Consider the following 24,466-nt stretch of genomic DNA (forward strand, 5'->3'; position numbering starts at 1 on the left):
GATGGCATCAACCTTAGGGTTAAGTAAAGCACTGCATAACATGGTGAATAACGGTTTAACGACTCAGCACTTTATGCTTCGACCATTTCAGCGAGCGGATCTTAAGGCTTTTGCCGCCTATCGCGCCGACCCTCAGGTTGCTAAATATCAAAGCTGGAGCAATTACAGCGATAGCGATGCTATAACCCTTTATGAAGGCATGGATTATACGCAATTTGGCGCCGCAGGAAATTGGTTTCAGTTAGTGATTGTCTCTACGGCGGGAGCCACTTTGACCAAGCTCGTTGGCGATCTGGCGCTACATTTTATCGATGAACAACAGGTTGAAATTGGCTTTACGATTGCGCCTGAGTATCAAGGTCAACATATCGCTTTTGAAGCCGTCAGCGCATTGCTGGATTACCTCTTTATTGAACTCGATAAACATCGGGTGATTGCCGTCACCGATACACAAAATCTAGCCTGCTGTCGTTTACTGGAAAAACTCCATTTTAGGCGCGAAGCCAATTATGTAAAAAACACCTTTTTTAAGGGCGCATGGGGCGATGAGTATCTTTATGCCATGTTAAAAAATGAGTATTAATAAACCAAGGCAAAAATAAAACCGCATAAAAGAATAACAGAACAAAGGTAGCTAATGCGTTTTTCATTTCGGGTAAATTGAGTCAGCCTTAAATCTTCTTGTGTAGAGAGAAAGCCATATTGTAGTGACTCGCGAATGTAGGCACTTCTGGCTGTACTGAGCCGGGCTTTCATCGGATTCGCCGAAGCTTTATGCCATTCTTCTGGATAATACTTTTCAACGTGACGCTGGATTTTAGCAAAGTTTTTAAATTGAACGACTAATAGAATAGTTATACATAGGTTCGCGATTACAATGAAATACATGATGGTGAAGAGTTTATTTAATAAAGACAGATAGCTAACTTAATCTAATACAGACTAAAAAATCTAGCCGTAACTGTTTAGGTCGTTAAAGTCCAACTAAAGACTGGTATACCAAACATGAAGTGCAAGAATGATAATTATTATCACCTAGTGTTTTTTGCAAGATATTTACATTTGTTAATTTTTATGGAGATTGTTTTTTTGTCATGGTGACGGTAAAAAAGGTGTTGAGTTACTTTAATCGTCTTGTATTGACTTACATTTGGCTTCTTGGCCTTATCTCAGTAAAATATCTTCATTAGCTGAGCCTCTGTTGGCTCAAGGATTTTCACGCCCGTTATGGGATTTAAGGAGTGCTACATGAAATCTATGCGTTTAGGCTTAGTGGCAGTGTCTGTCGTGCTCGGATTAACCGCTTGCATGAGTACCCAATCGCCAACGGGACGTGGGCAAACATTGCTCTATTCATCAGCACAAATGCAGCAGATGGGTGATGCTTCTTTTGAAGAAATGAAAAAGCAGCAAAAGGTGAGCAGTGATAAAAAGCTCACGCAATATGTAAATTGCGTGGCGAATCGCGTCACGGCAGTGCTGCCGGATCAAACTCAGCGCTGGGATGTGGTGTTGTTTGACTCAGAACAAGTTAACGCCTTTGCACTGCCTGGTGGACATATCGGCGTGTACACAGGATTGCTCAAGGTCGCTAATGGTCCCGATCAGCTTGCCACGGTATTAGGTCATGAAGTGGCGCACGTGTTGGCGCAACATGGTAACGAGCAGGTTTCTCGCGGGCAGTTAACGGGTGTGGGTATGCAAATTGCCGATGCAGCGCTTGGCGTGAGTGGGGTGGCAAATCGTGACTTATATATGTCAGCGTTAGGTCTTGGTGCTCAGGTTGGAGTGATTTTACCCTTTGGCCGTGCGCAAGAGAGCGAAGCTGATGTCATGGGCTTAGAGTTGATGGCGCGGGCAGGCTTTGATCCGGCTCAGAGTGTGCTGTTATGGCAAAATATGTCAAAGGTGGGCGGTAGCCAAGGGCCAGAATTATTATCGACTCATCCATCAAACAGCCATCGCATCGAGCAGTTGCAACAGTTACAAGCGCAAATGCAGCCGTTATATGCTACTGCTAAAGCGCAGGTAAAGAATCAGTGCGTTGCCCCCAAATAAATGGGTCGTACGCTAATAGCAGTAAAGCTCTAGTGTTTGCTATTCCTTTGGTCGCATTAAGATAAAGGGCGGATGAGTTAAGTTTTTGGATAAATACGCATTAAGGAGCTAAAAAAGCCTCTTTAATTAAATAAGCAGTCAGTTTAACGGCATAGACGGCAGAACTATGATAAACTGGCGCGCAAAATTCCACTGAGCAATTGAGAGTCGTTAATTATGTCTGATAAATTCAGTACTGTTGAACAACAAGCAAGTTACGGTGTAGGCCGTCAAATGGGTGAGCAACTGGCCGCCAATTCTTTTGATGGTGTCGATATTTCTGCCGTTCAAGCTGGTTTAGCCGATGCGTTTGCTGGTTTAGAAAGCGCAGTGTCTATGCAAGATCTGCAAGTGGCTTTCACTGAAATCAGTGGTCGTATTCAAGCGGCTCAAGAGCTATCTGCAGCTGCTGCCACTGAAGAAGGTGATGCGTTTTTAGCTGAGAATGCTAAGCGTGATGGCGTAACTGTAACTGACTCTGGTCTGCAGTTTGAAGTATTAGTCCAAGGCGATGGCGCTAAGCCAACTTACGAAGACACAGTACGTACTCATTACCATGGTTCTTTCATTAATGGTGATGTGTTCGACAGCTCTGTGGTTCGTGGCCAACCCGCTGAGTTTCCAGTATCTGGCGTTATCGCTGGCTGGACCGAAGCACTGCAACTGATGCCTGTCGGTACCAAGTTAAAATTATTTGTGCCACATCACTTAGCTTATGGTGAGCGCGGCGCGGGGGCATCGATTCCTCCTTATTCAACTTTGGTATTCGAAGTTGAATTATTAGATATCATCTAGTACTGATAAAACGCCTAAGCCTGTCTTAGGCGTTTTCTTATGTAAGTCAAAAAGATTGAGGAAGTTGAAATGAGTGGACAAGTGAGAGTGGCAATCGTCGGTGCCGGTGGGCGTATGGGACGCACTCTTATTGAAGCGGCTTACCATCACGACCATATTATGCTGGGCGCTGCCATTGCGCGCGCGGGCTCAAGTTTGGTGGGCGTGGATGCGGGTGAGTTTGCTGGTGTGGGCAAATTGCAGGTCATGATCATGGATTCGCTCGATGATGCGACCGATGATTTTGATGTGTTGATTGATTTCACTGCGCCAGAAGCCAGTATTGTCCATTTAGATTGGTGTGTGCGTCATCATAAAGCGATGGTGATCGGTACGACCGGTTTCAATCATGCTCAAAAAGAACAGATCAATGCCTTTGCCGAGCAAACGCCGGTAGTGATGGCGCCTAATATGTCAGTGGGTGTCAACCTGATGTGGAAGTTGCTCGAATTGGCTGCAGAAGTCATGGGCGATTACACCGATATCGAAATTATCGAGGGTCACCACAGATATAAAAAAGATGCGCCGTCGGGCACCGCCCTAAAAATGGGTGAAGTGATTGCTAATACCTTAGGTCGAGATCTTGAAAAATGTGCCGTATATGGTCGCGAAGGGATTACCGGTGAACGTGATCGCAATACTATAGGTTTTGCGACCATTCGTGCCGGAGATCTAGTCGGTGAACATACGGCGATGTTTGCCGATATCGGTGAGCGTTTAGAGATCACTCATAAGGCCTCGAGCCGGATGACCTTTGCTAACGGCGCGATACGCGCCGCCCACTGGTTAGTGGAGCAAAAGCCGGGCTTGTATGATATGCAGCAGGTTTTAGGTTTGCATTAACAAATATTAAAACGCCTATATGGCGTTTTTTTTTGCACCCAGTTACCAACGGGTAGACGATGAGATGTTTTTGCTGTAAACTCGTCTGAATTTGTCAAAATTTCGTAAAAACGCGGAAATTGGTATCTTAACATAACATAAAAACACTATATTTCAGTGGCTTGGCTCTTTATGGAGGTCGCGTTGACAAAGTCTGCCTTACTCGTACTCGAAGATGGAACTGTATTCTCTGGCACAGCAATTGGTGCCGATGGTCTCAGTGTTGGTGAAGTTGTTTTTAACACTTCAATGACAGGATACCAAGAAATTTTAACTGATCCCTCCTACTCACGCCAGATTGTAACCTTAACTTACCCACACATAGGCAACACTGGTACTAATAATGAAGATATTGAATCCGATGGGGTTCACGCTTGTGGCCTTATCATTCGCGATCTTCCGCTCATTGCAAGTAGTTTCCGTAATCAACAATCCCTCAGCGATTATCTCAAAGCGAACAATGTTGTTGGCATAGCAGATATCGATACCCGCAAGTTAACGCGTATCCTTCGTGAAAAAGGAGCTCAAGCCGGTTGTATTATGGCGGGTGCTGGCTTAGACGAAGCAAAAGCATTGGCTGCGGCGAAAGCCTTCCCAGGTTTAAAAGGTATGGATCTCGCTAAAGAAGTCACCACTAAAGCTGCCTATCCATGGCGCAAAGGTAGCTGGCGTTTAGTGGGCGGTTTACCAGAAGATACCCCAGCAAATGAGCTTAAATACAAAGTAGTGGCCTACGACTACGGCGTTAAACAAAACATTCTGCGTATGCTGGTTGATCGTGGTTGCGACGTCACCGTTGTGCCAGCTAAAACCTCAGCCGCCGACGTGCTGGCGATGAATCCCGATGGCGTGTTCTTATCGAACGGCCCAGGCGATCCAGAGCCATGCGATTATGCGATTGAAGCGATTCAACAAATACTCAAAACCGACATGCCGATTTTTGGTATTTGTTTAGGCCATCAACTGTTGGCTCTGGCCAGTGGCGCAAAAACCTTAAAGATGAAGTTTGGTCACCACGGTGCCAACCATCCAGTGAGTAATATTGAGCAAGGAACTGTGATGATCACTAGCCAAAACCACGGTTTTGCTGCTGATGAAACCACATTGCCTGCCAACATTAAGGTGACACATAAATCGTTATTTGATGGTTCACTGCAAGGTATCCATCTGACTGACAAACCTGCGTTTAGCTTCCAAGGTCATCCTGAAGCAAGTCCAGGCCCGAACGATGCCGCCCCGCTGTTTGATCACTTTATTGAGTTGATAGAGCACTATCGTCAGACTGCTAAGTAGTCCCTAGGAGAAGAGAAGAACAATGCCAAAACGTACCGATATAAAAAGTATTCTTATCCTAGGCGCCGGCCCAATTGTGATTGGTCAGGCATGTGAATTTGACTATTCTGGCGCGCAGGCGTGTAAAGCGCTGCGTGAAGAAGGTTACCGCGTTATTCTGGTGAACTCTAACCCAGCCACCATTATGACTGATCCAGAAATGGCCGATGCAACCTATATCGAGCCGATTCAATGGGAAGTGGTTCGCAATATTATTGCTAAAGAACGCCCCGATGCGATTTTGCCAACCATGGGCGGCCAGACTGCACTGAACTGTGCATTAGAGCTTGAAGCTAAAGGCGTACTCAAAGAATTTAACGTCGAGATGATTGGCGCAACAGCCGATGCTATCGATAAAGCTGAAGACCGGAGCCGCTTTGATAAAGCGATGAAAAGTATCGGTCTTGACTGTCCACGTGCGGGCATTGCCCACAACATGGAAGAAGCTTACGGCGTGCTCGATCAAGTCGGTTTTCCTTGTATTATCCGTCCCTCATTCACTATGGGTGGCTCGGGCGGCGGTATCGCCTACAACAAGGAGGAGTTCGAGGAGATTTGTTCACAGGGTTTAGATTTATCACCCACCAATGAACTCTTAATCGATGAAAGCTTAATCGGTTGGAAAGAGTATGAGATGGAAGTGGTACGTGACCGCAATGATAACTGCATTATCGTTTGCGCTATCGAAAACTTTGATCCTATGGGCGTGCACACCGGTGACTCAATTACTGTAGCGCCAGCGCAAACCCTGACGGATAAAGAATACCAAATCATGCGTAATGCCTCTATGGCCGTACTGCGTGAAATTGGAGTGGAAACGGGCGGCTCAAACGTACAGTTTGGTATCAATCCGCTAGATGGCCGTATGGTTATCATCGAGATGAATCCACGGGTATCGCGCTCATCTGCATTGGCATCAAAAGCAACCGGTTTCCCGATTGCGAAAATCGCGGCAAAATTAGCGATAGGTTACACCCTTGATGAGCTGATGAACGATATCACTGGTGGTCGCACACCAGCCTCATTCGAGCCTGCTATCGATTATGTTGTGACTAAAGTGCCACGTTTCAACTTTGAAAAGTTTGCTGGCGCTAATGATCGCTTAACCACACAGATGAAATCTGTCGGTGAAGTGATGGCAATTGGCCGTACTTTCCAAGAGTCACTGCAAAAAGCGCTGCGCGGCTTAGAAGTGAGCCGTAACGGATTAGACCCTATTACGGATATGTCTAAGCCTGAAGCGATGCAACTAATTCGCCATGAGCTGAAAGAGCCAGGTTGTGACCGTATTTGGTACATTGCCGATGCGATGCGTGCAGGCTTGAGCCTAGATGAAATCTTTAAGCTGACCAATATCGACCCTTGGTTCCTTGTGCAAATTGAAGAACTTATCCAGCTTGAAGGCGTCGTTGCCGATGCGGGTCTAGCAGGTTTAGATTACGATTTACTGCGTAAGCTTAAGCGTAAAGGCTTTGCTGATGCGCGTTTAGCCGATGTATTAGGCGTGAACGAAGCCGAGATACGTAAGCTGCGTGACAAGTTTGACCTGCACCCAGTGTACAAACGTGTCGACACCTGCGCGGCTGAATTTGCTACCGATACCGCTTACATGTACTCCACGTACGAAGAAGAATGTGAAGCCAACCCATCGACCCGTGACAAAATCATGGTGTTAGGTGGCGGGCCAAACCGTATCGGGCAAGGTATTGAGTTCGATTACTGTTGTGTACACGCGGCATTAGCGTTACGTGAAGACGGTTATGAAACCATTATGGTGAACTGTAACCCTGAAACCGTTTCGACTGACTACGATACGTCAGACCGCTTGTACTTTGAGCCTGTGACACTGGAAGACGTGTTAGCCATTGTGCGTATCGAGAAGCCAAAGGGCGTTATCGTGCAGTACGGCGGCCAAACGCCACTGAAACTGGCGCGTGCCTTAGAAGCGGCTGGCGTACCCATTATTGGTACTAGCCCTGACGCGATTGACCGCGCTGAAGACCGTGAGCGTTTCCAGCAAGCTATCCAGCGTTTAGAAATGAAGCAACCAGAGAATCAAACGGTGACTACCGTTGAAGGCGCTGTGATTGCCGCTGAACGTATTGGTTATCCATTAGTGGTGCGTCCGTCCTATGTATTGGGTGGCCGTGCGATGGAAATCGTTTACGATAAGCAAGATTTACTGCGTTATTTTAACGAAGCGGTGAGCGTGTCTAACGCATCTCCGGTGCTACTTGACCGTTTCTTAGATGATGCGATTGAAGTAGATATCGATGCCATTTGCGACGGTGAAACCGTGGTGATTGGCGCGATTATGGAGCATATCGAGCAAGCAGGGGTGCACTCTGGTGACTCAGGTTGTTCTTTACCTGCATACACCTTAAGCCAAGAAATCCAAGATCGTATGCGTGTTCAGGTCAGCAAGCTGGCAATGGAACTCGGTGTTATTGGCTTGATGAACGTGCAGTTTGCCGTGAAAGATAACGAAATCTATATGATTGAAGTTAACCCACGTGCTGCCCGTACCGTACCCTTTGTGTCGAAAGCCACCGGTGTACCGTTAGCTAAGATTGCTGCGCGAGTCATGGCTGGCCAGAGCTTGAAATCACAAAACTTCACTCAAGAAGTTATCCCACCTTTCTATTCAGTGAAAGAAGTGGTGTTGCCATTTAACAAGTTCCCCGGTGTTGACCCCCTATTAGGCCCAGAAATGCGCTCAACGGGTGAAGTGATGGGCGTGGGCGATACCTTTGCCGAAGCCTATGCTAAGGCGCAGTTAGGTGCGACGTCAGAGGTGCCGAAATCTGGCCGCGCATTATTATCTGTGCGTAATAGCGATAAGAAACGTGTTGCTGATTTAGCGGCGAAGTTAATTGAGCTCGGTTACCAAATCGATGCGACCCATGGTACTGCAATCATTCTAGGTGAAGCGGGTATTAATCCGCGCCTAGTGAACAAGGTACACGAAGGTCGCCCACACATTCTCGATCGCATCAAGAATGGTGAATATACTTATATCGTTAACACCACAGAAGGTCGCCAAGCAATTGAAGATTCTCGTCAATTACGCCGCGGAGCACTGCGTTACAAAGTAAATTACACTACGACAATTAACGGCGCGTTTGCCACCTGTATGGCCCATACAGCTGATGACCGTAGTAACGTTATTTCACTACAAGAATTACACCAGCGTATTTTGGCTAAATAAGCCAATGCTCTGATGTACAATGTTAAGGCCGCATAGCTTAGGTTATGCGGCCTTATTATTTAATCTGCAATCTGTTTTGTGTTTAGTCTATTCACTTATTTGTCTTACTTATTTTTTCGAGAGTTGTTATGCCTGCGCCAGCCGATAGCCTTGCCAAAGTTGATACCTTTATTGCACCGCCTTGTCTTGGTGAAATTCGTATACTTTATCAAGATAGCGATATTTTACTGATTGATAAGCCCAGTGGTCTATTAAGTTTGTCAGGTAAAAATCCGCTTAACATTGATTCAGTACATTATCGTTTAGTGCAGGATTTTCCGACGGCCACCTTGCTGCACAGACTTGATTTTGGCACTTCGGGCATCATGCTGGTTGCGCTGAATAAAGCCGTAAATGGCATGCTAACAAAGCAATTTCAGGCACGTACCATTGAGAAGCGCTATACCGCTTTGCTCCACGGGCATTTAGTCGATGACAGCGGGGTGATTAACCTGCCGATAGCTAAAGATGTGGAACATTTTCCGCTACAAAAAATTTGCCATAGTACTGGCAAGCCTGCCATCAGTCAGTATCGGGTATTAGAGCGCCTTAATGATCCCTTTGTGACGCGGGTAGAATTTACGCCTGTGTCGGGGCGCACCCATCAACTGCGTATTCATAGTCAGCAATTTGGACATTCGATTTTAGGTTGCGATCTGTATGGTGGCGTTGGCGCACTTGAAATCAATCGAGTCAATACATTGATATCTGACACACTTATACCAGATGCTCATGCTGAGCGTTTAATGTTGCATGCCACGCGTTTAGCTTTTTTGCATCCCATCACGGGCGAAGCCATCGATTGGTTGTGTGATGCTCCTTTTTAAGCTTGTACGAGTAATGTAAACGATTGGATTTTCGTTGCGATAGTTTACGATGGCAGTATTTTACTGATTGTTATTTGAGGAGCCGACTATGTCGACTAAAGTTACGGCAGAAGGCGTTACCGAGCGGCCGATTGAGCTCGCATCATCCCATGGCGCAATACTCGAGGCTCAGGCAAGCAGCGTGCTAAGCCACAGCACCGCCATCAATAGCACTTCAATCAGTAACATTAAGATTGCCAGCATTAACTTGTTTAACTTTATTGAGCCGCCTTTGGCGTACTACGATTTTGAAAATATCTATAGTCACGGTCAGTGGCAAAAAAAGTGCCAATGGCTGAGTGAGTTTTTAGCGCACCGTCAACCCGATATCATAGGGTTTCAAGAAGTCTTTAGCCCTGAACCACTAAAGCGTATCGCCAGTGAGCAAGGCCTAGTGCATTTTGTCGTAATCGATGAGCCAACGCAGGTCAGTGATTACATTTATCGCAGCCCTGTGGTCGCGCTGGCATCACGTTATCCCATTATTGAGGTGAGCAGTGTTGAGCCAGACTCGCGCTTAGTGGCGGCGATGGGATTGTCGAGTGAATTTGCTTTTAGTCGTAAGGTGCTGCGCGCAACGGTTGAAATGCCGTATATTGGTAAGTGTGACTATTATGTGGTGCACTTTAAGTCTAAGCGCGCAGGGCTTGCGCTCGAATCGAAACCTCTAGGGCAAGATGAGGGGGTAGGCAGCGCCTCTTGTATAAAACTGCATGCTGAAACCCAATTACTCACCGAGCAAGCCTTAGGTCGCTGGGCGTCAACGATGCAGCGCGGCGCAGAAGCGGCATTACTATTTAATGGCATATTAGTACGCAGGCAAACGTCCAAGTATCCCGTCATAGTGATGGGCGACTTTAATGATAGTCTCTCGATGGGCGCCTTAGATGCATTAACAATACAGGGCGATAGTATTCACAGCGGCGATGTGAAAGCTGCTGGATTAGGGCATTTGTCTGACGCCGCACTGGCCAGTGTATTCGCTCAATACCAGTTACAAGATGCTTACGAATTATTTGTTGAGGCGAATTTAAGGGATAATTTGCACAGTAATACGGCTTATTATAAAGAGCACAGGCCAGCGACGCATTACTATGGTCCTAAAGGCTCGGTGCTGGATTACATTTTATTATCGAGTGAGTTTGATGCCAGTCATGGCCGCAGCCTAGCTCAAGTCGTGGATTATCTAACCTGCGATAGACACTTAGTTAGACCTGAGTATGAGCGTGATGCTTACAGTACGGATCATGCACCTGTAGTCGTATCTCTCGCACTTCGTCGATAAATTATCCTAATACTGGGCATTATTATGGATATTTATCAAGTGGTTCACGCTTAGGTTGTGGCGCTAATTAGGCGCTAGCGCACGCAGTCGATGATATTGGCCAATTCTAACTTTTAAATCGAAATAGGCAGAATAATCGCGCTGGGGCGCGCTAGCTTCTCGCAATCAGGCTTTTTTGGGTATATTATCGCTGTCCTATTTTTTAGAAGGCGACATCATGGCTATCCGAATCAAACTTCACCCCGGGCGCGAAAAGTCGCTCGAACGCCGCCATCCTTGGGTATTTTCTAATGCTATTCATAATATTAAGGGAAAACCTCAAGCGGGTGAAACCGTCGATGTGGTTGCCCATGATGGTCATTGGTTAGGTCGTGGTGCTTGGTCGGGCGAATCACAAATTCAAGTACGGATTTGGACATTCGATCGCGAAGAAGAAATTGATCGCGATTTTTTTGCTAGACGTTTGCAACGTGCTCAAGCAGGACGTAATGATCTCATCCGTGAGCAAGGCTTAACCGGTTATCGTTTAGTGGCCGCTGAATCCGATGGTTTACCTGGAATTACCATTGATAGATATGACAATGTGTTCGTTTGTCAGCTATTAAGCACGGGTGCTGAGCTTTGGCGTGATACGTTAGTCGAGTTATTGGCCGAACAATACCCAGGTTGTGCCATTTACGAGCGCTCAGATGTAGATTCTCGCAAAAAAGAAGGCCTGCTGCCCGTTACTGGTTTATTGCACGGCACCCTGCCTGAAATGCCGGTAATCATTGAAGAAAATGGCATTAAGATTGCGGTTGATGTGATTAAAGGTCATAAAACAGGTTTCTATCTTGATCAACGAGATAACCGCGCTATTGCTGCCCGTTTTGTTAAGGGCAAATCGGTATTGAACTGTTTTTGCTACACAGGCACCTTTGGTGTTTATGCGGCTAAAGCCGGTGCTGCGAGTATTGAAAACGTCGATGTATCTTCTCTAGCGCTAGCAAATGCTCGCTATAATATGCAAATTAACGGCTTGAGCGATGACAATGTGCATTACAACGAAGCCGATGTGTTTAAGTTGCTGCGCCAATACCGTGATGAAGGCAAAACCTTTGATGTGATTGTGCTCGACCCACCTAAGTTTGCCGATAATAAAGCACAACTGAACGGAGCTTGCCGCGGTTATAAAGACATCAACATGATTGCATTGCAGTTGTTGAATCCGGGCGGGGTGTTATTGACCTTCTCTTGCTCAGGGTTAATGCCTGCGGATCTATTCCAAAAAATCGTGGCTGATGCCGCGTTGGATGCGAAACGTGAAATCCAGTTTATCGAACGCTTAAGTCAGGCAAGCGATCATCCTATTGGTAGCGCCTTCCCTGAAGGATTCTATTTAAAAGGTTTAGTCGCTAGAGCTTGGTAGCCTAAATTTTTATAGGTCTTAGATTTAAAAATAGAACCATAAAAAAATGCCAGCCTCTTGTATAAAGTGGCTGGCATTTTTATATCAATGCCTTATGGCTGTGATGCAATAATTAAGGCTGAACTTATTTGGCAGTAAAGGTTTTTACGCCATCAGGCGTACCCACTAACAACACATCGGCGCCACGATTGGCGAACAGACCGTTAGTTACTACACCAACTATCTGATTGATCTGCTTCTCTAATTCCTTAGGGTTAAGAATTTTCATGTTGTAAACGTCGAGGATAATGTTGCCGTTATCAGTCACCACACCTTCACGATACACAGGATCACCACCAAGCTTAACAAGCTGGCGCGCCACGTAAGAGCGAGCCATAGGAATGACTTCAATCGGCAGTGGGAACTCACCTAAAATGTCGACTTGCTTAGTGTTATCAACGATACAGATAAACTTTTCAGCCACAGCAGAAACAATTTTCTCGCGTGTTAATGCAGCGCCGCCGCCTTTGATCATATCCATATGGTCGTTGATTTCATCCGCACCATCCACATAGACAGATAAACGATCAACGCTGTTTAAGTCGTAAACAGGAATACCCAGCGCTTTCATTTTCTGTGTTGATGCCTCAGAACTTGAGACAGCACCTTCGATATCGGCTTTCATGGTCGCTAATGCATCAATAAAGTGATTCACGGTCGAACCCGTACCAACACCAACAATACTGTCTTTTTCAACGTACTTGAGTGCGGCCCAAGCGGCTGCTTTTTTCATTTCATCTTGAGTCATGTTGACATCCTGTAACGGCAAATGAGTAAAAAATTCTACGCATTAGTATACGCTTTTTCGACAACAATGCGCCGTAATTACATTGCTGATGTGATCTTGCTTACGCGCTTTTTGATAAGCGAAAGGAGTACCGATAATCTAAGTAACTTAGGCAGTTAAGTTAGAAAGCATTTCGCTATACGTCATTAATCTAACTAAGCTACTATGGCAAAAGTAGAATGATTTATCGATGATGCATAGAGGGATTTACTATGGCAGGCGCGAGTTTATTAACCTTACTTGACGATATCGCATCGATTTTAGATGACGTTGCATTAATGAGTAAAATGGCGGCAAAGAAAACTGCGGGAGTGCTTGGGGATGATTTAGCCCTTAATGCACAGCAAGTCACCGGCGTCAGCGCCGAGCGCGAATTGCCGGTAGTTTGGGCTGTGGCTAAGGGATCGTTTCGTAATAAATGTATTTTAGTACCCGCAGCCATGTTGATTAGTGCTTTTATTCCTTGGGCTGTCACGCCGCTATTAATGTTCGGCGGGCTGTTCTTGTGTTTCGAAGGATTTGAGAAACTGCATCACAGCTATAGCCATAAAAAAGGTCAGCAACACAGCGAAACACAACAAAGCAATGAGCTACCCGACATCAAAGATTTAGCTGCCTACGAGGCTGAAAAAGTCAAAGGTGCGATTCGTACCGACTTTGTATTATCCGCTGAGATTATCGCCATTACCTTAGGCATAGTGGCGGACAAATCTCTATCAACGCAGTTTTTTACCTTAGCGGTGATTGGCATCATTATGACTATTGGCGTGTATGGTTTAGTGGCAGCAATTGTCAAAATGGACGATGCAGGCTTGTATCTGAGCCAACGTCAAGGCGACTCAGCATTAACGCAAATAAACCGTAAACTGGGCTTAGGCCTATTGAGTGCAGCGCCTTTATTGATGAAAAGTTTAACTGTTATTGGCACTGCGGCCATGTTTATGGTGGGTGGCGGTATTTTAACCCACGGTTTGCACTCGGTGGCTGAGCAAATTCAGCACGCTGAGCAAGTAGTCGCAACGATTGATATTGTAGGGCCAGTGCTTGCCCTGCTGACACCCACTGTGCTCAATGGCTTGTTTGGTGTGCTTGCTGGCGCTGTAGCGCTCGCGGTGATGACTGGCTTACAGAAACTCCGCAGCAAGTGAGGTGCGCGTATTGGTAATTAGGGATTGGCTGAACAAGGAAGGGCGACGATGAAGTTAATGAGGCACTGTATTTCTTCAAGTAAGCTGGCATGGTTACGTAAAGAATTTGGTCAAGATACTGACGGGCTGATTGCGGCAATGGATGCGGCAGGCTCTGCTTATCTGGATAAGCTTAATACTTCGGCAGAATCAATAGAATATGAAGCGTTAGAAACTCAGAAGGGTATAGCAAAGACTAAAAGCAGTGTTAACGTTAACCCACAACTGCAAGCGCAGCGTAAGTTAGCCTATTTATGGTTGCAACAGCGTATTGCTTTAACCACTCGTATCGATGATGCAGAGCTTGTGGCATTAGCGGACTTTGAATTGCAACATATCCACATTGAAGTGGTGCAGCCATCGGGGTTCGATGTAGTTGTTGCGCGATTACAGGCTGAGCAAATCTTGGGTTTTGATACTGAAACCCGCGCTAGCTTTGAGCGTGGTGTGCAATATCCTTTAAGCCTTATCCAAATCGCCACAATGGATGCTTGTTATTTATTTCAACATGCCATTTTAGGTGAGCAATTCACTCAGTTAAAAACCGTATTGGAAGATGAAAACATACTCAAAGTCGGGATTGGTTTACGCAGTGATTCGCAAGCATTCAAGCAGCAATGGGGTATCAGTGTTGCTTCAACGTTAGATTTAAACTGGGCATTGGCGCAACTTGGTGCGGAGAAAGAAATGGGAACGCGCCAGCTGGTGGCGACTCTGCTTGGGAGGCGTATCGATAAGCCGAAAAAAATTACCCTATCGAATTGGCAGCATGTACCTTTATCTGGCGCGCAAATCGATTATGCCGCCGCCGATGCCTTAGCGGCACTCCTGTGTTTCAATGCATTAATCACTCAGCTGACACCCTTTTACCATGCCGCTAGCGGTACAAATACCGCGCCGTTAATTCCTTCAAACTTGATGATACTATTGGCGAAATATATTAAAAATGTGTAATCAGGTGCAGGCTAAAAGTACGATTAACGTTAAAATAACGCCTTAGCAATCAGATATTTGCACTTAGGTTTGTTTATCAGTTTGAACGCTGTGTTACTTGGTAAAATCGCTAAAAAGGAAAACGGGATGTTAGATGCTATTTGTGAGCTCGAAACCGAGGAACATTTAACAGCGAGAACCACTTACAGTGTTTTTAAGTTTCAACAATTGCCCGATGATGATATCGAACGTTTACGGCAATGGCTCATTTGCCCTGCGTGCGGTGGTAAAGCGTATTTTCGTAAAGCGTCAAAAGATGGCAAAGCCGCTTGTTTTGGCTCGCGCTATCACCAAGCCGACTGCATTGAATTTAAACCCTCGGCGCAAAAATCCCGCGAGGAGCAAGGTGCCATCGAAGTGCATCAGCAGTTGGTGGACGCCGATGCTTTAATGATTGATTTTAGTCGCAAGCCCCGCCGTCATTCTTTGGCAAACAAAGCCGCACCAACGTCTAAGTCATCTTCTATATCTAAGTCATCTTCTATATCTGAGTCATCACAAGTATCAGTTGCATTGCCAGCGGGCGCTCAAGTGCAAGAGTTGAGAACAGACTATCAAGTTAATGCTGCGGCACACACAACCGAAAAACGGTTGGCAAGCCAAGGGCTTGAAAAGTTACTGCACAGTTTATTACGAGGCACTGACTTGGCGAAATCTAACCTTTGGGTATACACCGATAGCGAACGTAAATATCGTTGGCGGGCGAAGAATTTATTCGTGAATTTTGCCGATGCTGATCCGCTCGATAACAAACCTCACCTATATTGGGGCACAATATCCCATACAGACAAGGCCATGGACTGGCTTAATCCTGCTGACAGTAAAGATATCGGTATTCCTATCGATGGGATAAAACAGCCTTTATGGGCACAATTTGAAATAGAAGATAAACGCTGCCTTGAAGGTGCGGGTTTGATTTTATTTGGAAAATGTTTTTGGAATAAAGACAAGACCCGCAAAATTATTCAGCTATGGAATAATGACTTGCAGCGAATTTTTATCTCGAAACTAGAAGATTAGCTTTGGGCTGGAACTAAAATTCGGGCGAAAAAGGGGCTATTCCCGACGTATAAAACGTCACAGTAAAAGTCCCTATCTATTTTATTACTCATAACGCTGATTAAAGTGTTTACTTGCCGCAGCACTTCTTGAATTTTTGACCGCTACCACAAGCGCAAGGCTCGTTACGGTTTGGTTTTTTCTCAACCGTCATCGCTTTAGGCTTATTCAGTAATCCTTCTAACTCAAGGATATCTTCAGCAACGTCGGCATTGACTTCGATATTAGCAAACAGTTGGTGCTCGGCAACCAGAGCGGCGACTTCGAGTTTACGCGCTTCATCGGCAACGATTAATTGCAGAGGTAAGGCTTCAGTACCCGGTTTAGCGGCACGCTTAGTGTTGTAGCCAAAGCTCTCGTGTTTTGGTTTAGGTGTTTTACGACCTTTGAAGAAAAATTTATCAGACATGATGGTTCCGTCGAGCAGTGTATGAAATTGATGATGCTTATACTATAAAACGTCGATGTTATAAATCGAACTCAGCATTTTTTTCGATAAATACGCATCTTTAGCCACTAAATAGACGAAGAAGACCTTATTTGAACAATCGATTGAGATAAAATACGATCGTTAACTGCCGCTACCACTGAGATATTACACACTTTAAGTGACGGCTTTTTAATCTCAATGGCAGTAAAATCAACAGTCATGGCCGGACTTGTTTGAAAAACCTGCAGTTAATGAGCTTTGTCTTAAAAAGTACTTTACCTTTGGAAGTGATTTTTGCATAATGCGTCTCGTCAACAGGGGTGTAGCTCCAATTGGTAGAGCGGCGGTCTCCAAAACCGCATGTTGTGAGTTCGAGTCTCCCCACCCCTGCCAAATAAAACAACGGCTTGCATAGAAATATGCGAGCCGTTTTATTTTATCTGCTATTTAGCTTTAATATATTCTGCACTATCCCTATTAATCGTAGTTATCAGCTTATCTCACAACCCATTGATACCTCTTGTAACATTTAAGCCCTACGGCTTAGGTAAATCGGTTTGCAACTTTAGTTGTGCTTAACATACAATCGCCTGCCAAATGAGTTGAGGAAGTATGGTTTGAATAGTGTGATGCAAACAAGACGCACCTTAGCGATATGGCTTGCCGCCATGTTGGTGCTATTGTCTGTGGCCATTGCTGTTCACAGTATTTCCCATGTTCATGAAGACCCTAAGTCCCATTGTTCACTGTGCTTACATCAGCACCAGTTGCAACATGCGATAACCAGTACTTCCTTTTATTTTCCACTGGCTCAGCAGAGTTATATCTCGGTTGAGTTCCAAGCTATTTCCTTTAAGCGACCTTTTAGTCGTTTCTTCAATAGTCGCGCTCCGCCCATAACAGCATAAGTTACTGTTTATTCAATTTATGTTAATTAACTTTGAGCGCCTTGGCTTAGCTAAGGCGTCGATGCTGTTTATTTTCGGAGTGAAAATGACCTCTTTTTATATTCCCAAGCGCGCTGCGCTGTTGTTGGGCGCTTTGTTTGCGCTCAATCCTATCTCAATGCTGCTAGCCTCAGAGAGCAGTCAATCGAGTGATCTAGCTCTTAATGCAGCTAGTGATACAGACATTGAACGTCTAAGTATCCACTACCGCCAAGCGTACCGTGGCAATGTATCCTCAACTGAGCTTCCCCAAGCGATAAGTGTGTTAGACGAGCAACTGATAAAAGATGCGGGGCTGACGCGGTTTCAGGATGTACTGGATTATTCCGCCAGTGTGGCGCGGCAAAACAATGGCGGCGGTTTATGGGATAGCTTTTCCCTGCGCGGTTTTCCGGGCAACGAAAACATGCCATCGGGCTATTTAATCAATGGCTTTAATGGTGGCCGAGGTTTTAGTGGACATAGGGATTTATCGAATGTGGCCTATGTTGAGATTTTAAAAGGCCCAGGTTCGGCGCTTTATGGCCGCTCTGAGCCCGGCGGTACAGTCAATATTGTGACTAAGAAACCTCAATATGAAACCAGCGGTTATTTAAAGGCATCGGCAGGAAGTTTCGATCAATATCGTTTAGAAGGGGATGTGACTTCAGGTTTGACCGACAACTTGGCATTTCGGATTAATGGCGCGTGGCAGGAATACGATAGTTTTCGCGATTATGTGTTCAGCGATAAAAAAATTATCACGCCGTCAGTGCGTTGGCAGATTTCAGATAAAGCTTCGTTACTTTATGAAATGGAATACCTCAAGCAAGAACAGTTATTCGATCGCGGCATTATTGTGCTCAACAACGATATCAATACTGTGCCACGCTCGCGTTATTTAGGTGAGCCCAATGATGGCGCAACTGTGGTCAATGCCACTGGGCACCAGCTGACCTATGACTATGCATTAAATGATGATTGGTCATTAACCGCGGGCTACAACTATCGCGATTCTAGCTTGAAGGGCTATTCGTCCGATGCTGAGTTGGCAAAGGGGCGGCAATCACTATTTGATGATGGTCGCACACTTACCAGACAGCACAGATATCGCGATTATGCCTCCGAGGATAATTCACTGCGTCTAGAGTTAAGTGGCCATGTGGATACTGGCTTTATTCGCCACAATTTGCTGCTCAGCGCCGATACCTATCACTACAGTTTAAAAACGGGATTGTATCGCTATCGCGGCCAAAAGGGCGAATACGCTATCGATATTTATGCGCCGCAATATGGCGGACCTCAGCCAGAGGTGAGTTTACTGTATGAGAATAATGAAACCCAAAAGGCGTGGGGTACATACCTGCAAGATCAAATGGATCTCACTGAAAAGTGGAAATTGCACTTAGGGTTAAGGTTTGATCGCTATCAGCAAGATATTAGTGAAGTTGTAAAAAATACCCTATCAGAGCAAGCCGATAGTAGGGTTAGTCCTAAAGTCGGTCTGGTGTATTTATGGTCCGATGCCTTAAGTTTCTATAGTTCTTACTCTGAAGGTTTTTCGCCGCTTTCGGGAACCGATTTTGCGGGGCAGCCCTTCGAAGCCGAAGAGAGCAAGTCGGTTGAACTAGGCATGAAGTTTCATCGTACTTGGCTAAATGATCTGGCTGTGAATGGCAGCTTGGCGGTGTTCGATGCGCAAAAGAGCAATATTTTGACCTCAGATCCGCTTAATGTTGGTTTTTCTGCCACTTTGGGTAAAGCAAAAAGCAGCGGCGTTGAACTCGATTTAGTCGCCGAGCTGACGGAGGCTTTGCAAGCCAAATTATCCTACGCCTACCTTAATACTCGCACCGCTAATGACAGCTTGAATCCCGACTGGGGCGTGCTTATTCCTGCGGGAAGTCCACTGGTTAATGTGCCAAAACATACTGCGAGTGTAATGCTGAAGCAGGATTTGAATGCATTTTCTATTGATGGGAATGCAGGGTTTAGCTGGCGTTATGTGGATTCACGCCTTGGTGATTCTGCCGATCCGAGTTTCCAATTACCGTCCTATCAGCTGCTTGGGGTGTTTATGAATACGCACCTGAGCGATAACTTCATCCTTGGTGTCAATCTGGACAACTTATTGGATGAGCATTATATCGCCAGCAGTTACTCGGCGCTTTGGGCGGTGCCAGGTGAGCCACGTAACATCAGAGTGAGTATCAGCTATGAGTTCTAATATTAGTCGTTCTAAAAACAGTTCAAATATTAATACGGATCAAGCGTTGTCAGCCAATAAAATGGACAAAGAATCGACTCCAGCGATTAGCCATTCTCGTATTAAGAGTCGTATCAATAGTATCGATATGATGCGTGGCGCCGTGATGCTTATTATGTTGCTCGACCATGTGCGGGAGCGATTTTTTCTGCATATGCAGGTGAGCGATCCTATGGATTTGACCACGACCTCTTGGGGACTTTTTCTAAGCCGTTTTGCTGCACACTTTTGTGCGCCAGTTTTTGTGTTTTTAACTGGGGTTTCTGCATGGCTTTATGCCAATAGGGGTCATGGACAGCCGCGTTCAGCGCGGGCGTTTTTGATTAAACGTGGCTTATTTTTAATCGCGCTTGAAATGTTAGTGATAAATATCTCTTGGATGGGCAACTACCACACGCTTTGGTTGCAGGTCATTTGGGTGATCGGCCTGAGCATGTTAACACTGGCGGCGCTGATAAATCTGCCTAGACCTTGGATGGCTGTTTTAGGGTTAGCGATTGTCTTTGGTCATAATCTATTGACGCCAATTGGTTTTCAGCCGAATGAGTGGGCTTACGGTCTGTGGACCATATTGCATGACCGCGGATATCTCGTTAGTGAAGGTGCGCTTAAGATCAAAGTGAGTTATCCGGCGCTGCCTTGGATGGGCGTGATTTTACTCGGCTATGTGGCAGGGCCCATTTTTAGTGACAAGCTTGATGCATCGGCGCGTCAGCAAAAGCTGTTACTCTTGGGGGTTAGCTGTTTTGCACTTTTTGTATTGCTTAGGGGGGTTAATATTTATGGCGAAACCTTACCTTGGCAGGCGGGAGCTCACTTAGGTGAAACCTTAATGTCGATATTTAACTTAACGAAGTATCCGCCATCATTAAGCTTTTTACTGGTGACATTAGGTGGCATGTTCTTCTGCTTGGTGGCGTTTGAGCGGCACTTTACATCAGCGGGAGAAACAGATGGCAGATTGGCACGAGTTGGTCATGGATTGTCTGTGTTTGGTTCTGTCCCTATGTTCTTTTATATCTTACATTTGTACGTGCTGTTGCTGCTTTATACCTTAGCTAAGCTCACCTTTGGTGCTAACCATGGCGAGTTATTTGGGGTGAATAGTATGGGATGGATTGGGTTAATAGCCGGCGTGTTAATTATCGTACTGTATTACCCCGTTAAGCAGTTTAGTGAGTACAAAAAACACAGCACTCAGGCTTGGATTAAGTATTTGTAACAAAGCGTAGTGTGGTGCTTTAAACCTAAAAAGTCGCCAAGCAGTTATGTTTGGCGACTTTTTGTAAGTTAAATAACTCTTTCCAAATTATTCAGATAGTAAGCTTCGCAGCATCCAAGCATTCTTTTCATGCTGTTGAATACGCTGGGTAAGTAAATCTGCTGTCGCCTCATCATTTGCTTGATTAGCTAGCGGGTATAAGGCTCTGGCATTACGAATAACTAACTCTTGATCGTTCAGTAATTCGCGGATCATATCTTCAGCTTTTACTACGCCGTTATCTTCTTTAATCTCAGTCAGTGCCGCATAGGCTGAATATGAACCGAGTGCTCTGGCACCTAATGCTCTAATGCGTTCTGCAATAACGTCAACCGCAAGGGCCAGTTCAGTATATTGCTGTTCAAACAATAAATGCAGACTCGTGAACATTGGGCCTGTTACGTTCCAATGAAAACTGTGGGTCTTAAGATACAGGCTATAGCTGTCAGCCAATAGTTGGTTTAGTCCCGCAGCGATTTCTTCTCTGTTAGCTTGATTGATACCTATATTAATCATGGCGTTCTCCTTCTATTGTTTAACTTAGTATATATAGTCTAGCGATCTGAGATTCAATGTAAAACGAGTAAAATAGATTCTAAAAATCTATAAATGCGATTGAACTTTAACCAACAAAGTTTAGTTGGTTTTTTTGTGATGAATTGTTTAGAGACGCTTTCCATATCCTAGATACAGTAACAATACCGTGGTTAAAATGCTATTCTAGTTGCATATTATGAGTCGATACTTGAGTTGAATAAAACTGACCCTAATGAATAAATCAGCCTATTTAGCCGCTATGAATGTGACAACTTGGCGAGTGCGCGACACTAAAGTGAAACCTTATTTAGTCATTTTGGACGAAAACGGTGAATTGGCTGAGGCTGAACCGCTGATCGATATGGTACTAAAGCTTATTGACGTCAAACGTGAAGAATGCGATTTCGATAGCGAGCCCCATACGGGTAAGCAGATAGTTTGGGATTTGCGCCGCCATAAAGTTAGACCCCGCACCGCATGGTTGGTGTCTGAACCGTTAGTGGATTTATTGACGGGTTTTGAGGCTAAAAGTGCACTGTGGCAACAAATTTATCAATGGCGTGAGCAGGCCAGCGGCCAAGCCTTTAATAAATCATAGCGCTTAACCGTAAATGTATTAATGATGAATATTGTGGGCACATGCTTTGAATACCTCAGTTAACGATAACTTATTTGTAGAACCTACGGGACAATTTACTGCCAATCCACCTGTAGAACTTGTGGCTCTTACTCTAGCCGATGTTCCTCAAATGGCGCTGCTTGAATCTATGGCCCATACGCATCCTATGAGCGAGGGTAATCTTGCCGACAGTTTTGGACATTTGTACAGCGTTTTGGGTTTAAAGCTAAGTACCGATTCTAATGCTAATGTTGACGCGGATACTGAGCTAGTCGAAGAGCTCTTAGGTTTTGCTATCGTTCAGCAGATTATCGATGAAGTGACGTTATTAGATATTTGCTTATTACCAAGCCTACAGGGTAAAGGTTACGGCAAGTTATTGCTTAATGCAGTGGTGACTTCTGCTAAAACATCTGGCGCTGTGGTATTGATGTTAGAAGTGCGAGAGTCCAATGTAGCGGCTCGCGGCTTGTATCAAAAATTTGGCTTTATTGAATCGGGTCGGCGCAAAGGTTACTACTTGATAGAGGGCGGTAAAGAAGATGCTATCTTGATGGATTTAGCGATAACGCCTGAATGAGTTTAGCCAAAACAGTAATAAATCTTGGTGAGGCTTGTTAATCATAGTAATAAAAAACAGCGCTTAAGCGCTGTTTTTTTAGTTAAATAACCCTGATGTTATATCAAGGATTATTGGACTCTCTACTACAAGGTTACTTAACTTCTTTACCTTGGGCCTGTAGATCCGCATGGTAACTTGAGCGCACTAACGGGCCACAGGCTGCATGGGTAAAGCCTAGCTCATCGGCTAAGGCTTTCAGCTCGTCAAACTCAGCTGGTGGCACATAACGTTCAACCGGTAAGTGGAATTTCGACGGTTGTAGATATTGGCCTAAGGTGAGCATTTCAACGTTGTGGGCGCGTAAGTCTCGTAATACCTGTGCGATTTCTTCATTGGTTTCACCTAAACCCATCATCAGGCCAGATTTAGTCGGCACATTTGGATGACGTTCTTTAAAGCGTTTGAGCAAATCGAGCGACCATTGGTAGTTAGCACCAGGGCGCGCTTTACGATAATGCATTGGCGCTGTTTCTAAGTTGTGGTTGAACACATCTGGTGGCTCAGTCGATAAGATATCTAACGCTGCATCGATACGACCACGGAAATCGGGTACTAAGGTTTCAATCTTGATCGTGGGATTGAGTTTACGAATTTCGCGGATACAATCGGCAAAATGTTGCGCGCCACCATCACGTAAGTCATCACGATCTACTGAGGTGATAACCACGTATTTCAGCTTCATATCGCGGATAGTTTGCGCCAATTTAACTGGCTCTTCAGCATCTGGTTTAAGTGGGCGGCCATGGGCAACGTCGCAAAATGGGCAACGACGAGTACAAATTGCGCCCAAAATCATAAAGGTAGCTGTGCCGTGGTTAAAGCATTCTGCTAGGTTAGGGCAAGAAGCCTCTTCACATACCGAGTGCAGACCATTGGAGCGCAGTGCTTGTTTGATTTCTAAAATACGTTGATTCGATGCTGGTAGTTTTACCCGTAACCAATCGGGTTTACGCAACATAGTATCGCGTTCAGAAGGAACGATTTTAATTGGAATACGAGATACTTTATCGGCATCTCTTAATTTTACACCGGGTTGTAAACGTTCAGGCCTATTCATGACGCGGCTAATCCTTGATGATGAACTAGATGTTGATAGCCCAGTAATTGGCTAAAAGTAAGGGTAAGTTGTTCGCCGGCTTCGGTCACCGTTTTGGGTCCATCAAGCTCTTTACATTGCACCATTTCAAGACCGGCATAACCACAAGGGTTGATACGGCGAAATGGCGCTAAATCCATGTCGACATTGAGGGCTAATCCATGGAATGAACAGCCTTTACGAATGCGCAATCCTAGGGAGGCGATTTTGCGTTCATTCACATACACGCCCGGCGCATCGGCCTTGGCATAAGCGTTAATATCGTACTTGGCTAGCATATTAACAATGCTTTGCTCTATGTGGGTGACGAGTTGACGTACGCCGACTTTACTACGTTTAATATCAATAAGAGGATATACCACTAGTTGGCCTGGGCCGTGATAGGTCACTTGACCCCCGCGGTCTACTTGGATAACCGGAATATCACCAGCATTTAAAATATGCTCGCTTTTACCAGCTTGGCCTTGGGTAAATACGGGAGGATGCTCGACAATCCATAGTTCATCATGGCTTTCGCTGCCCCGCGTATCAGTGTAATGCTGCATTGCATGCCACACTGATTCATAATCTTGTTTTCCAAGATGTCGAATATGCAAAGTCGTGTCTTGCAAGGGCAACCTCTCCCCTTAGAAATGAGTGCTACTATTATACGCCTCTTGACCATAAATGTAAGACAGATCACATTTCATGGCC

At 45.2% G+C, this 24,466-nt stretch carries 22 protein-coding genes and 1 tRNA gene; 18 read left to right on the plus strand and 5 right to left on the minus strand.

Features of this window, described 5'->3' with window-relative positions; genetic code table 11:
• Position 1: 1 nt before the first annotated feature.
• From BW947_RS00420 to BW947_RS00460, 9 genes are all read left to right on the plus strand, one after another.
• On the plus strand, positions 2–583 hold the full coding sequence (locus tag BW947_RS00420) for a GNAT family N-acetyltransferase (protein ID WP_076496325.1): 582 nt from the start codon (positions 2–4) through the stop codon (positions 581–583).
• A 665-nt stretch (positions 584–1,248) separates the two neighbouring features.
• Positions 1,249–2,058 carry a M48 family metallopeptidase gene (locus tag BW947_RS00425; RefSeq protein ID WP_076496328.1) on the plus strand — a complete coding sequence of 270 codons (810 nt, stop codon included), beginning with the start codon at positions 1,249–1,251 and terminating at the stop codon, positions 2,056–2,058.
• A 216-nt stretch (positions 2,059–2,274) separates the two neighbouring features.
• Entirely contained in the window at positions 2,275–2,892 is a 618-nt protein-coding gene (bamJ, locus tag BW947_RS00430) for a BamJ family beta-barrel-assembly machinery protein (RefSeq protein ID WP_076496330.1), read from the plus strand.
• 69 nt (positions 2,893–2,961) lie between these two features.
• Positions 2,962–3,774: a 4-hydroxy-tetrahydrodipicolinate reductase gene (gene dapB / locus BW947_RS00435; RefSeq protein WP_076496331.1), complete on the plus strand. Its 813-nt coding sequence runs from the start codon at positions 2,962–2,964 to the stop codon at positions 3,772–3,774.
• A gap of 171 nt (positions 3,775–3,945) precedes the next feature.
• Positions 3,946–5,106 (plus strand): glutamine-hydrolyzing carbamoyl-phosphate synthase small subunit, encoded by a 1,161-nt coding sequence (carA, locus tag BW947_RS00440; RefSeq protein ID WP_143562180.1) that lies wholly within the window; start codon positions 3,946–3,948, stop codon positions 5,104–5,106.
• Between the two features lie 22 nt (positions 5,107–5,128).
• Positions 5,129–8,353, plus strand: coding sequence for a carbamoyl-phosphate synthase large subunit (gene carB / locus BW947_RS00445; RefSeq protein WP_076496334.1), 3,225 nt, complete (start codon positions 5,129–5,131; stop codon positions 8,351–8,353).
• Between the two features lie 128 nt (positions 8,354–8,481).
• Positions 8,482–9,219 (plus strand): RluA family pseudouridine synthase, encoded by a 738-nt coding sequence (locus BW947_RS00450; RefSeq protein ID WP_076496336.1) that lies wholly within the window; start codon positions 8,482–8,484, stop codon positions 9,217–9,219.
• Positions 9,220–9,307: 88 nt separating this feature from the next.
• Positions 9,308–10,543 (plus strand): endonuclease/exonuclease/phosphatase family protein, encoded by a 1,236-nt coding sequence (locus tag BW947_RS00455; protein WP_083948115.1) that lies wholly within the window; start codon positions 9,308–9,310, stop codon positions 10,541–10,543.
• 217 nt (positions 10,544–10,760) lie between these two features.
• Positions 10,761–11,951 (plus strand): class I SAM-dependent rRNA methyltransferase, encoded by a 1,191-nt coding sequence (locus BW947_RS00460; RefSeq protein WP_076496339.1) that lies wholly within the window; start codon positions 10,761–10,763, stop codon positions 11,949–11,951.
• A 124-nt stretch (positions 11,952–12,075) separates the two neighbouring features.
• On the opposite strand, the gene rpiA is transcribed toward BW947_RS00460, so the two are convergent.
• Positions 12,076–12,738 carry a ribose-5-phosphate isomerase RpiA gene (rpiA, locus tag BW947_RS00465; RefSeq protein WP_076496341.1) on the minus strand — a complete coding sequence of 221 codons (663 nt, stop codon included), beginning with the start codon at positions 12,736–12,738 and terminating at the stop codon, positions 12,076–12,078.
• A 251-nt stretch (positions 12,739–12,989) separates the two neighbouring features.
• Here rpiA and BW947_RS00470 point away from each other — a divergent pair, with 251 nt between their 5' ends.
• The 3 genes from BW947_RS00470 (at position 12,990) to BW947_RS00480 (ending at position 15,977) form a co-directional block, all read left to right on the plus strand.
• Positions 12,990–13,925: a DUF808 domain-containing protein gene (locus BW947_RS00470; RefSeq protein ID WP_076496343.1), complete on the plus strand. Its 936-nt coding sequence runs from the start codon at positions 12,990–12,992 to the stop codon at positions 13,923–13,925.
• Between the two features lie 48 nt (positions 13,926–13,973).
• Entirely contained in the window at positions 13,974–14,918 is a 945-nt protein-coding gene (locus tag BW947_RS00475) for a 3'-5' exonuclease (RefSeq protein ID WP_076496346.1), read from the plus strand.
• A gap of 126 nt (positions 14,919–15,044) precedes the next feature.
• On the plus strand, positions 15,045–15,977 hold the full coding sequence (locus BW947_RS00480; protein WP_076496348.1) for a hypothetical protein: 933 nt from the start codon (positions 15,045–15,047) through the stop codon (positions 15,975–15,977).
• A 109-nt stretch (positions 15,978–16,086) separates the two neighbouring features.
• Here the strand turns inward: BW947_RS00480 and BW947_RS00485 are convergent, their stop codons facing one another.
• Complete coding sequence (locus tag BW947_RS00485) at positions 16,087–16,425, minus strand: PBPRA1643 family SWIM/SEC-C metal-binding motif protein (RefSeq protein ID WP_076496351.1); 339 nt, start codon at positions 16,423–16,425, stop codon at positions 16,087–16,089.
• A 337-nt stretch (positions 16,426–16,762) separates the two neighbouring features.
• Here BW947_RS00485 and BW947_RS00490 point away from each other — a divergent pair.
• The 4 genes from BW947_RS00490 (at position 16,763) to BW947_RS00505 (ending at position 20,860) form a co-directional block, all read left to right on the plus strand.
• Positions 16,763–16,839: transfer RNA gene (locus BW947_RS00490), tRNA-Trp, on the plus strand.
• 224 nt (positions 16,840–17,063) lie between these two features.
• On the plus strand, positions 17,064–17,354 hold the full coding sequence (locus BW947_RS00495; protein ID WP_076496353.1) for a DUF2946 family protein: 291 nt from the start codon (positions 17,064–17,066) through the stop codon (positions 17,352–17,354).
• Between the two features lie 85 nt (positions 17,355–17,439).
• Complete coding sequence (locus BW947_RS00500; protein ID WP_076496722.1) at positions 17,440–19,599, plus strand: TonB-dependent siderophore receptor; 2,160 nt, start codon at positions 17,440–17,442, stop codon at positions 19,597–19,599.
• The gene (locus BW947_RS00505; RefSeq protein WP_076496356.1) at positions 19,589–20,860 is read left to right on the plus strand and encodes an acetyltransferase domain-containing protein; all 1,272 of its coding nucleotides are present in this window, start codon (positions 19,589–19,591) and stop codon (positions 20,858–20,860) included. Before BW947_RS00500 ends, BW947_RS00505 begins: the two co-directional genes overlap by 11 nt.
• An 87-nt stretch (positions 20,861–20,947) precedes the next feature.
• Here BW947_RS00505 and dpsA read toward each other — a convergent pair whose 3' ends face one another.
• Positions 20,948–21,415 carry a DNA starvation/stationary phase protection protein DpsA gene (dpsA, locus tag BW947_RS00510; protein ID WP_076496359.1) on the minus strand — a complete coding sequence of 156 codons (468 nt, stop codon included), beginning with the start codon at positions 21,413–21,415 and terminating at the stop codon, positions 20,948–20,950.
• Between the two features lie 253 nt (positions 21,416–21,668).
• On the opposite strand from dpsA, the gene BW947_RS00515 reads away from it, so the two are divergent.
• Positions 21,669–22,034: a DNA polymerase III subunit psi gene (locus BW947_RS00515; protein ID WP_076496362.1), complete on the plus strand. Its 366-nt coding sequence runs from the start codon at positions 21,669–21,671 to the stop codon at positions 22,032–22,034.
• A gap of 46 nt (positions 22,035–22,080) precedes the next feature.
• On the plus strand, positions 22,081–22,635 hold the full coding sequence (rimI, locus tag BW947_RS00520; RefSeq protein ID WP_076496723.1) for a ribosomal protein S18-alanine N-acetyltransferase: 555 nt from the start codon (positions 22,081–22,083) through the stop codon (positions 22,633–22,635).
• A 133-nt stretch (positions 22,636–22,768) separates the two neighbouring features.
• Here rimI and lipA read toward each other — a convergent pair whose 3' ends face one another.
• On the minus strand, positions 22,769–23,734 hold the full coding sequence (gene lipA, locus BW947_RS00525) for a lipoyl synthase (RefSeq protein ID WP_076496365.1): 966 nt from the start codon (positions 23,732–23,734) through the stop codon (positions 22,769–22,771).
• Positions 23,731–24,384, minus strand: coding sequence for a lipoyl(octanoyl) transferase LipB (gene lipB / locus BW947_RS00530; protein WP_076496724.1), 654 nt, complete (start codon positions 24,382–24,384; stop codon positions 23,731–23,733). Before lipB ends, lipA begins: the two co-directional genes overlap by 4 nt.
• Positions 24,385–24,466 lie beyond the last annotated feature (82 nt).

Origin of the sequence: Shewanella morhuae (genome assembly GCF_900156405.1) — a bacterium.
GTDB lineage: Bacteria > Pseudomonadota > Gammaproteobacteria > Enterobacterales > Shewanellaceae > Shewanella > Shewanella morhuae.

Coding starts and splice junctions, on each gene's coding strand:
- BW947_RS00480 (WP_076496348.1), top strand. CDS start 15,045: ATGTTAGATGCTATTTGTGAGCTCGAAACCGAGGAACATTTAACAGCG.
- BW947_RS00505 (WP_076496356.1), top strand. CDS start 19,589: ATGAGTTCTAATATTAGTCGTTCTAAAAACAGTTCAAATATTAATACG.
- BW947_RS00475 (WP_076496346.1), top strand. CDS start 13,974: ATGAAGTTAATGAGGCACTGTATTTCTTCAAGTAAGCTGGCATGGTTA.
- BW947_RS00450 (WP_076496336.1), top strand. CDS start 8,482: ATGCCTGCGCCAGCCGATAGCCTTGCCAAAGTTGATACCTTTATTGCA.
- carA (WP_143562180.1), top strand. CDS start 3,946: ATGGAGGTCGCGTTGACAAAGTCTGCCTTACTCGTACTCGAAGATGGA.
- BW947_RS00485 (WP_076496351.1), bottom strand. CDS start 16,425: ATGTCTGATAAATTTTTCTTCAAAGGTCGTAAAACACCTAAACCAAAA.
- BW947_RS00425 (WP_076496328.1), top strand. CDS start 1,249: ATGAAATCTATGCGTTTAGGCTTAGTGGCAGTGTCTGTCGTGCTCGGA.
- dapB (WP_076496331.1), top strand. CDS start 2,962: ATGAGTGGACAAGTGAGAGTGGCAATCGTCGGTGCCGGTGGGCGTATG.
- dpsA (WP_076496359.1), bottom strand. CDS start 21,415: ATGATTAATATAGGTATCAATCAAGCTAACAGAGAAGAAATCGCTGCG.
- BW947_RS00500 (WP_076496722.1), top strand. CDS start 17,440: ATGACCTCTTTTTATATTCCCAAGCGCGCTGCGCTGTTGTTGGGCGCT.
- BW947_RS00460 (WP_076496339.1), top strand. CDS start 10,761: ATGGCTATCCGAATCAAACTTCACCCCGGGCGCGAAAAGTCGCTCGAA.
- carB (WP_076496334.1), top strand. CDS start 5,129: ATGCCAAAACGTACCGATATAAAAAGTATTCTTATCCTAGGCGCCGGC.
- BW947_RS00470 (WP_076496343.1), top strand. CDS start 12,990: ATGGCAGGCGCGAGTTTATTAACCTTACTTGACGATATCGCATCGATT.
- rpiA (WP_076496341.1), bottom strand. CDS start 12,738: ATGACTCAAGATGAAATGAAAAAAGCAGCCGCTTGGGCCGCACTCAAG.
- BW947_RS00420 (WP_076496325.1), top strand. CDS start 2: ATGGCATCAACCTTAGGGTTAAGTAAAGCACTGCATAACATGGTGAAT.
- BW947_RS00515 (WP_076496362.1), top strand. CDS start 21,669: ATGAATAAATCAGCCTATTTAGCCGCTATGAATGTGACAACTTGGCGA.
- lipA (WP_076496365.1), bottom strand. CDS start 23,734: ATGAATAGGCCTGAACGTTTACAACCCGGTGTAAAATTAAGAGATGCC.
- bamJ (WP_076496330.1), top strand. CDS start 2,275: ATGTCTGATAAATTCAGTACTGTTGAACAACAAGCAAGTTACGGTGTA.
- BW947_RS00455 (WP_083948115.1), top strand. CDS start 9,308: ATGTCGACTAAAGTTACGGCAGAAGGCGTTACCGAGCGGCCGATTGAG.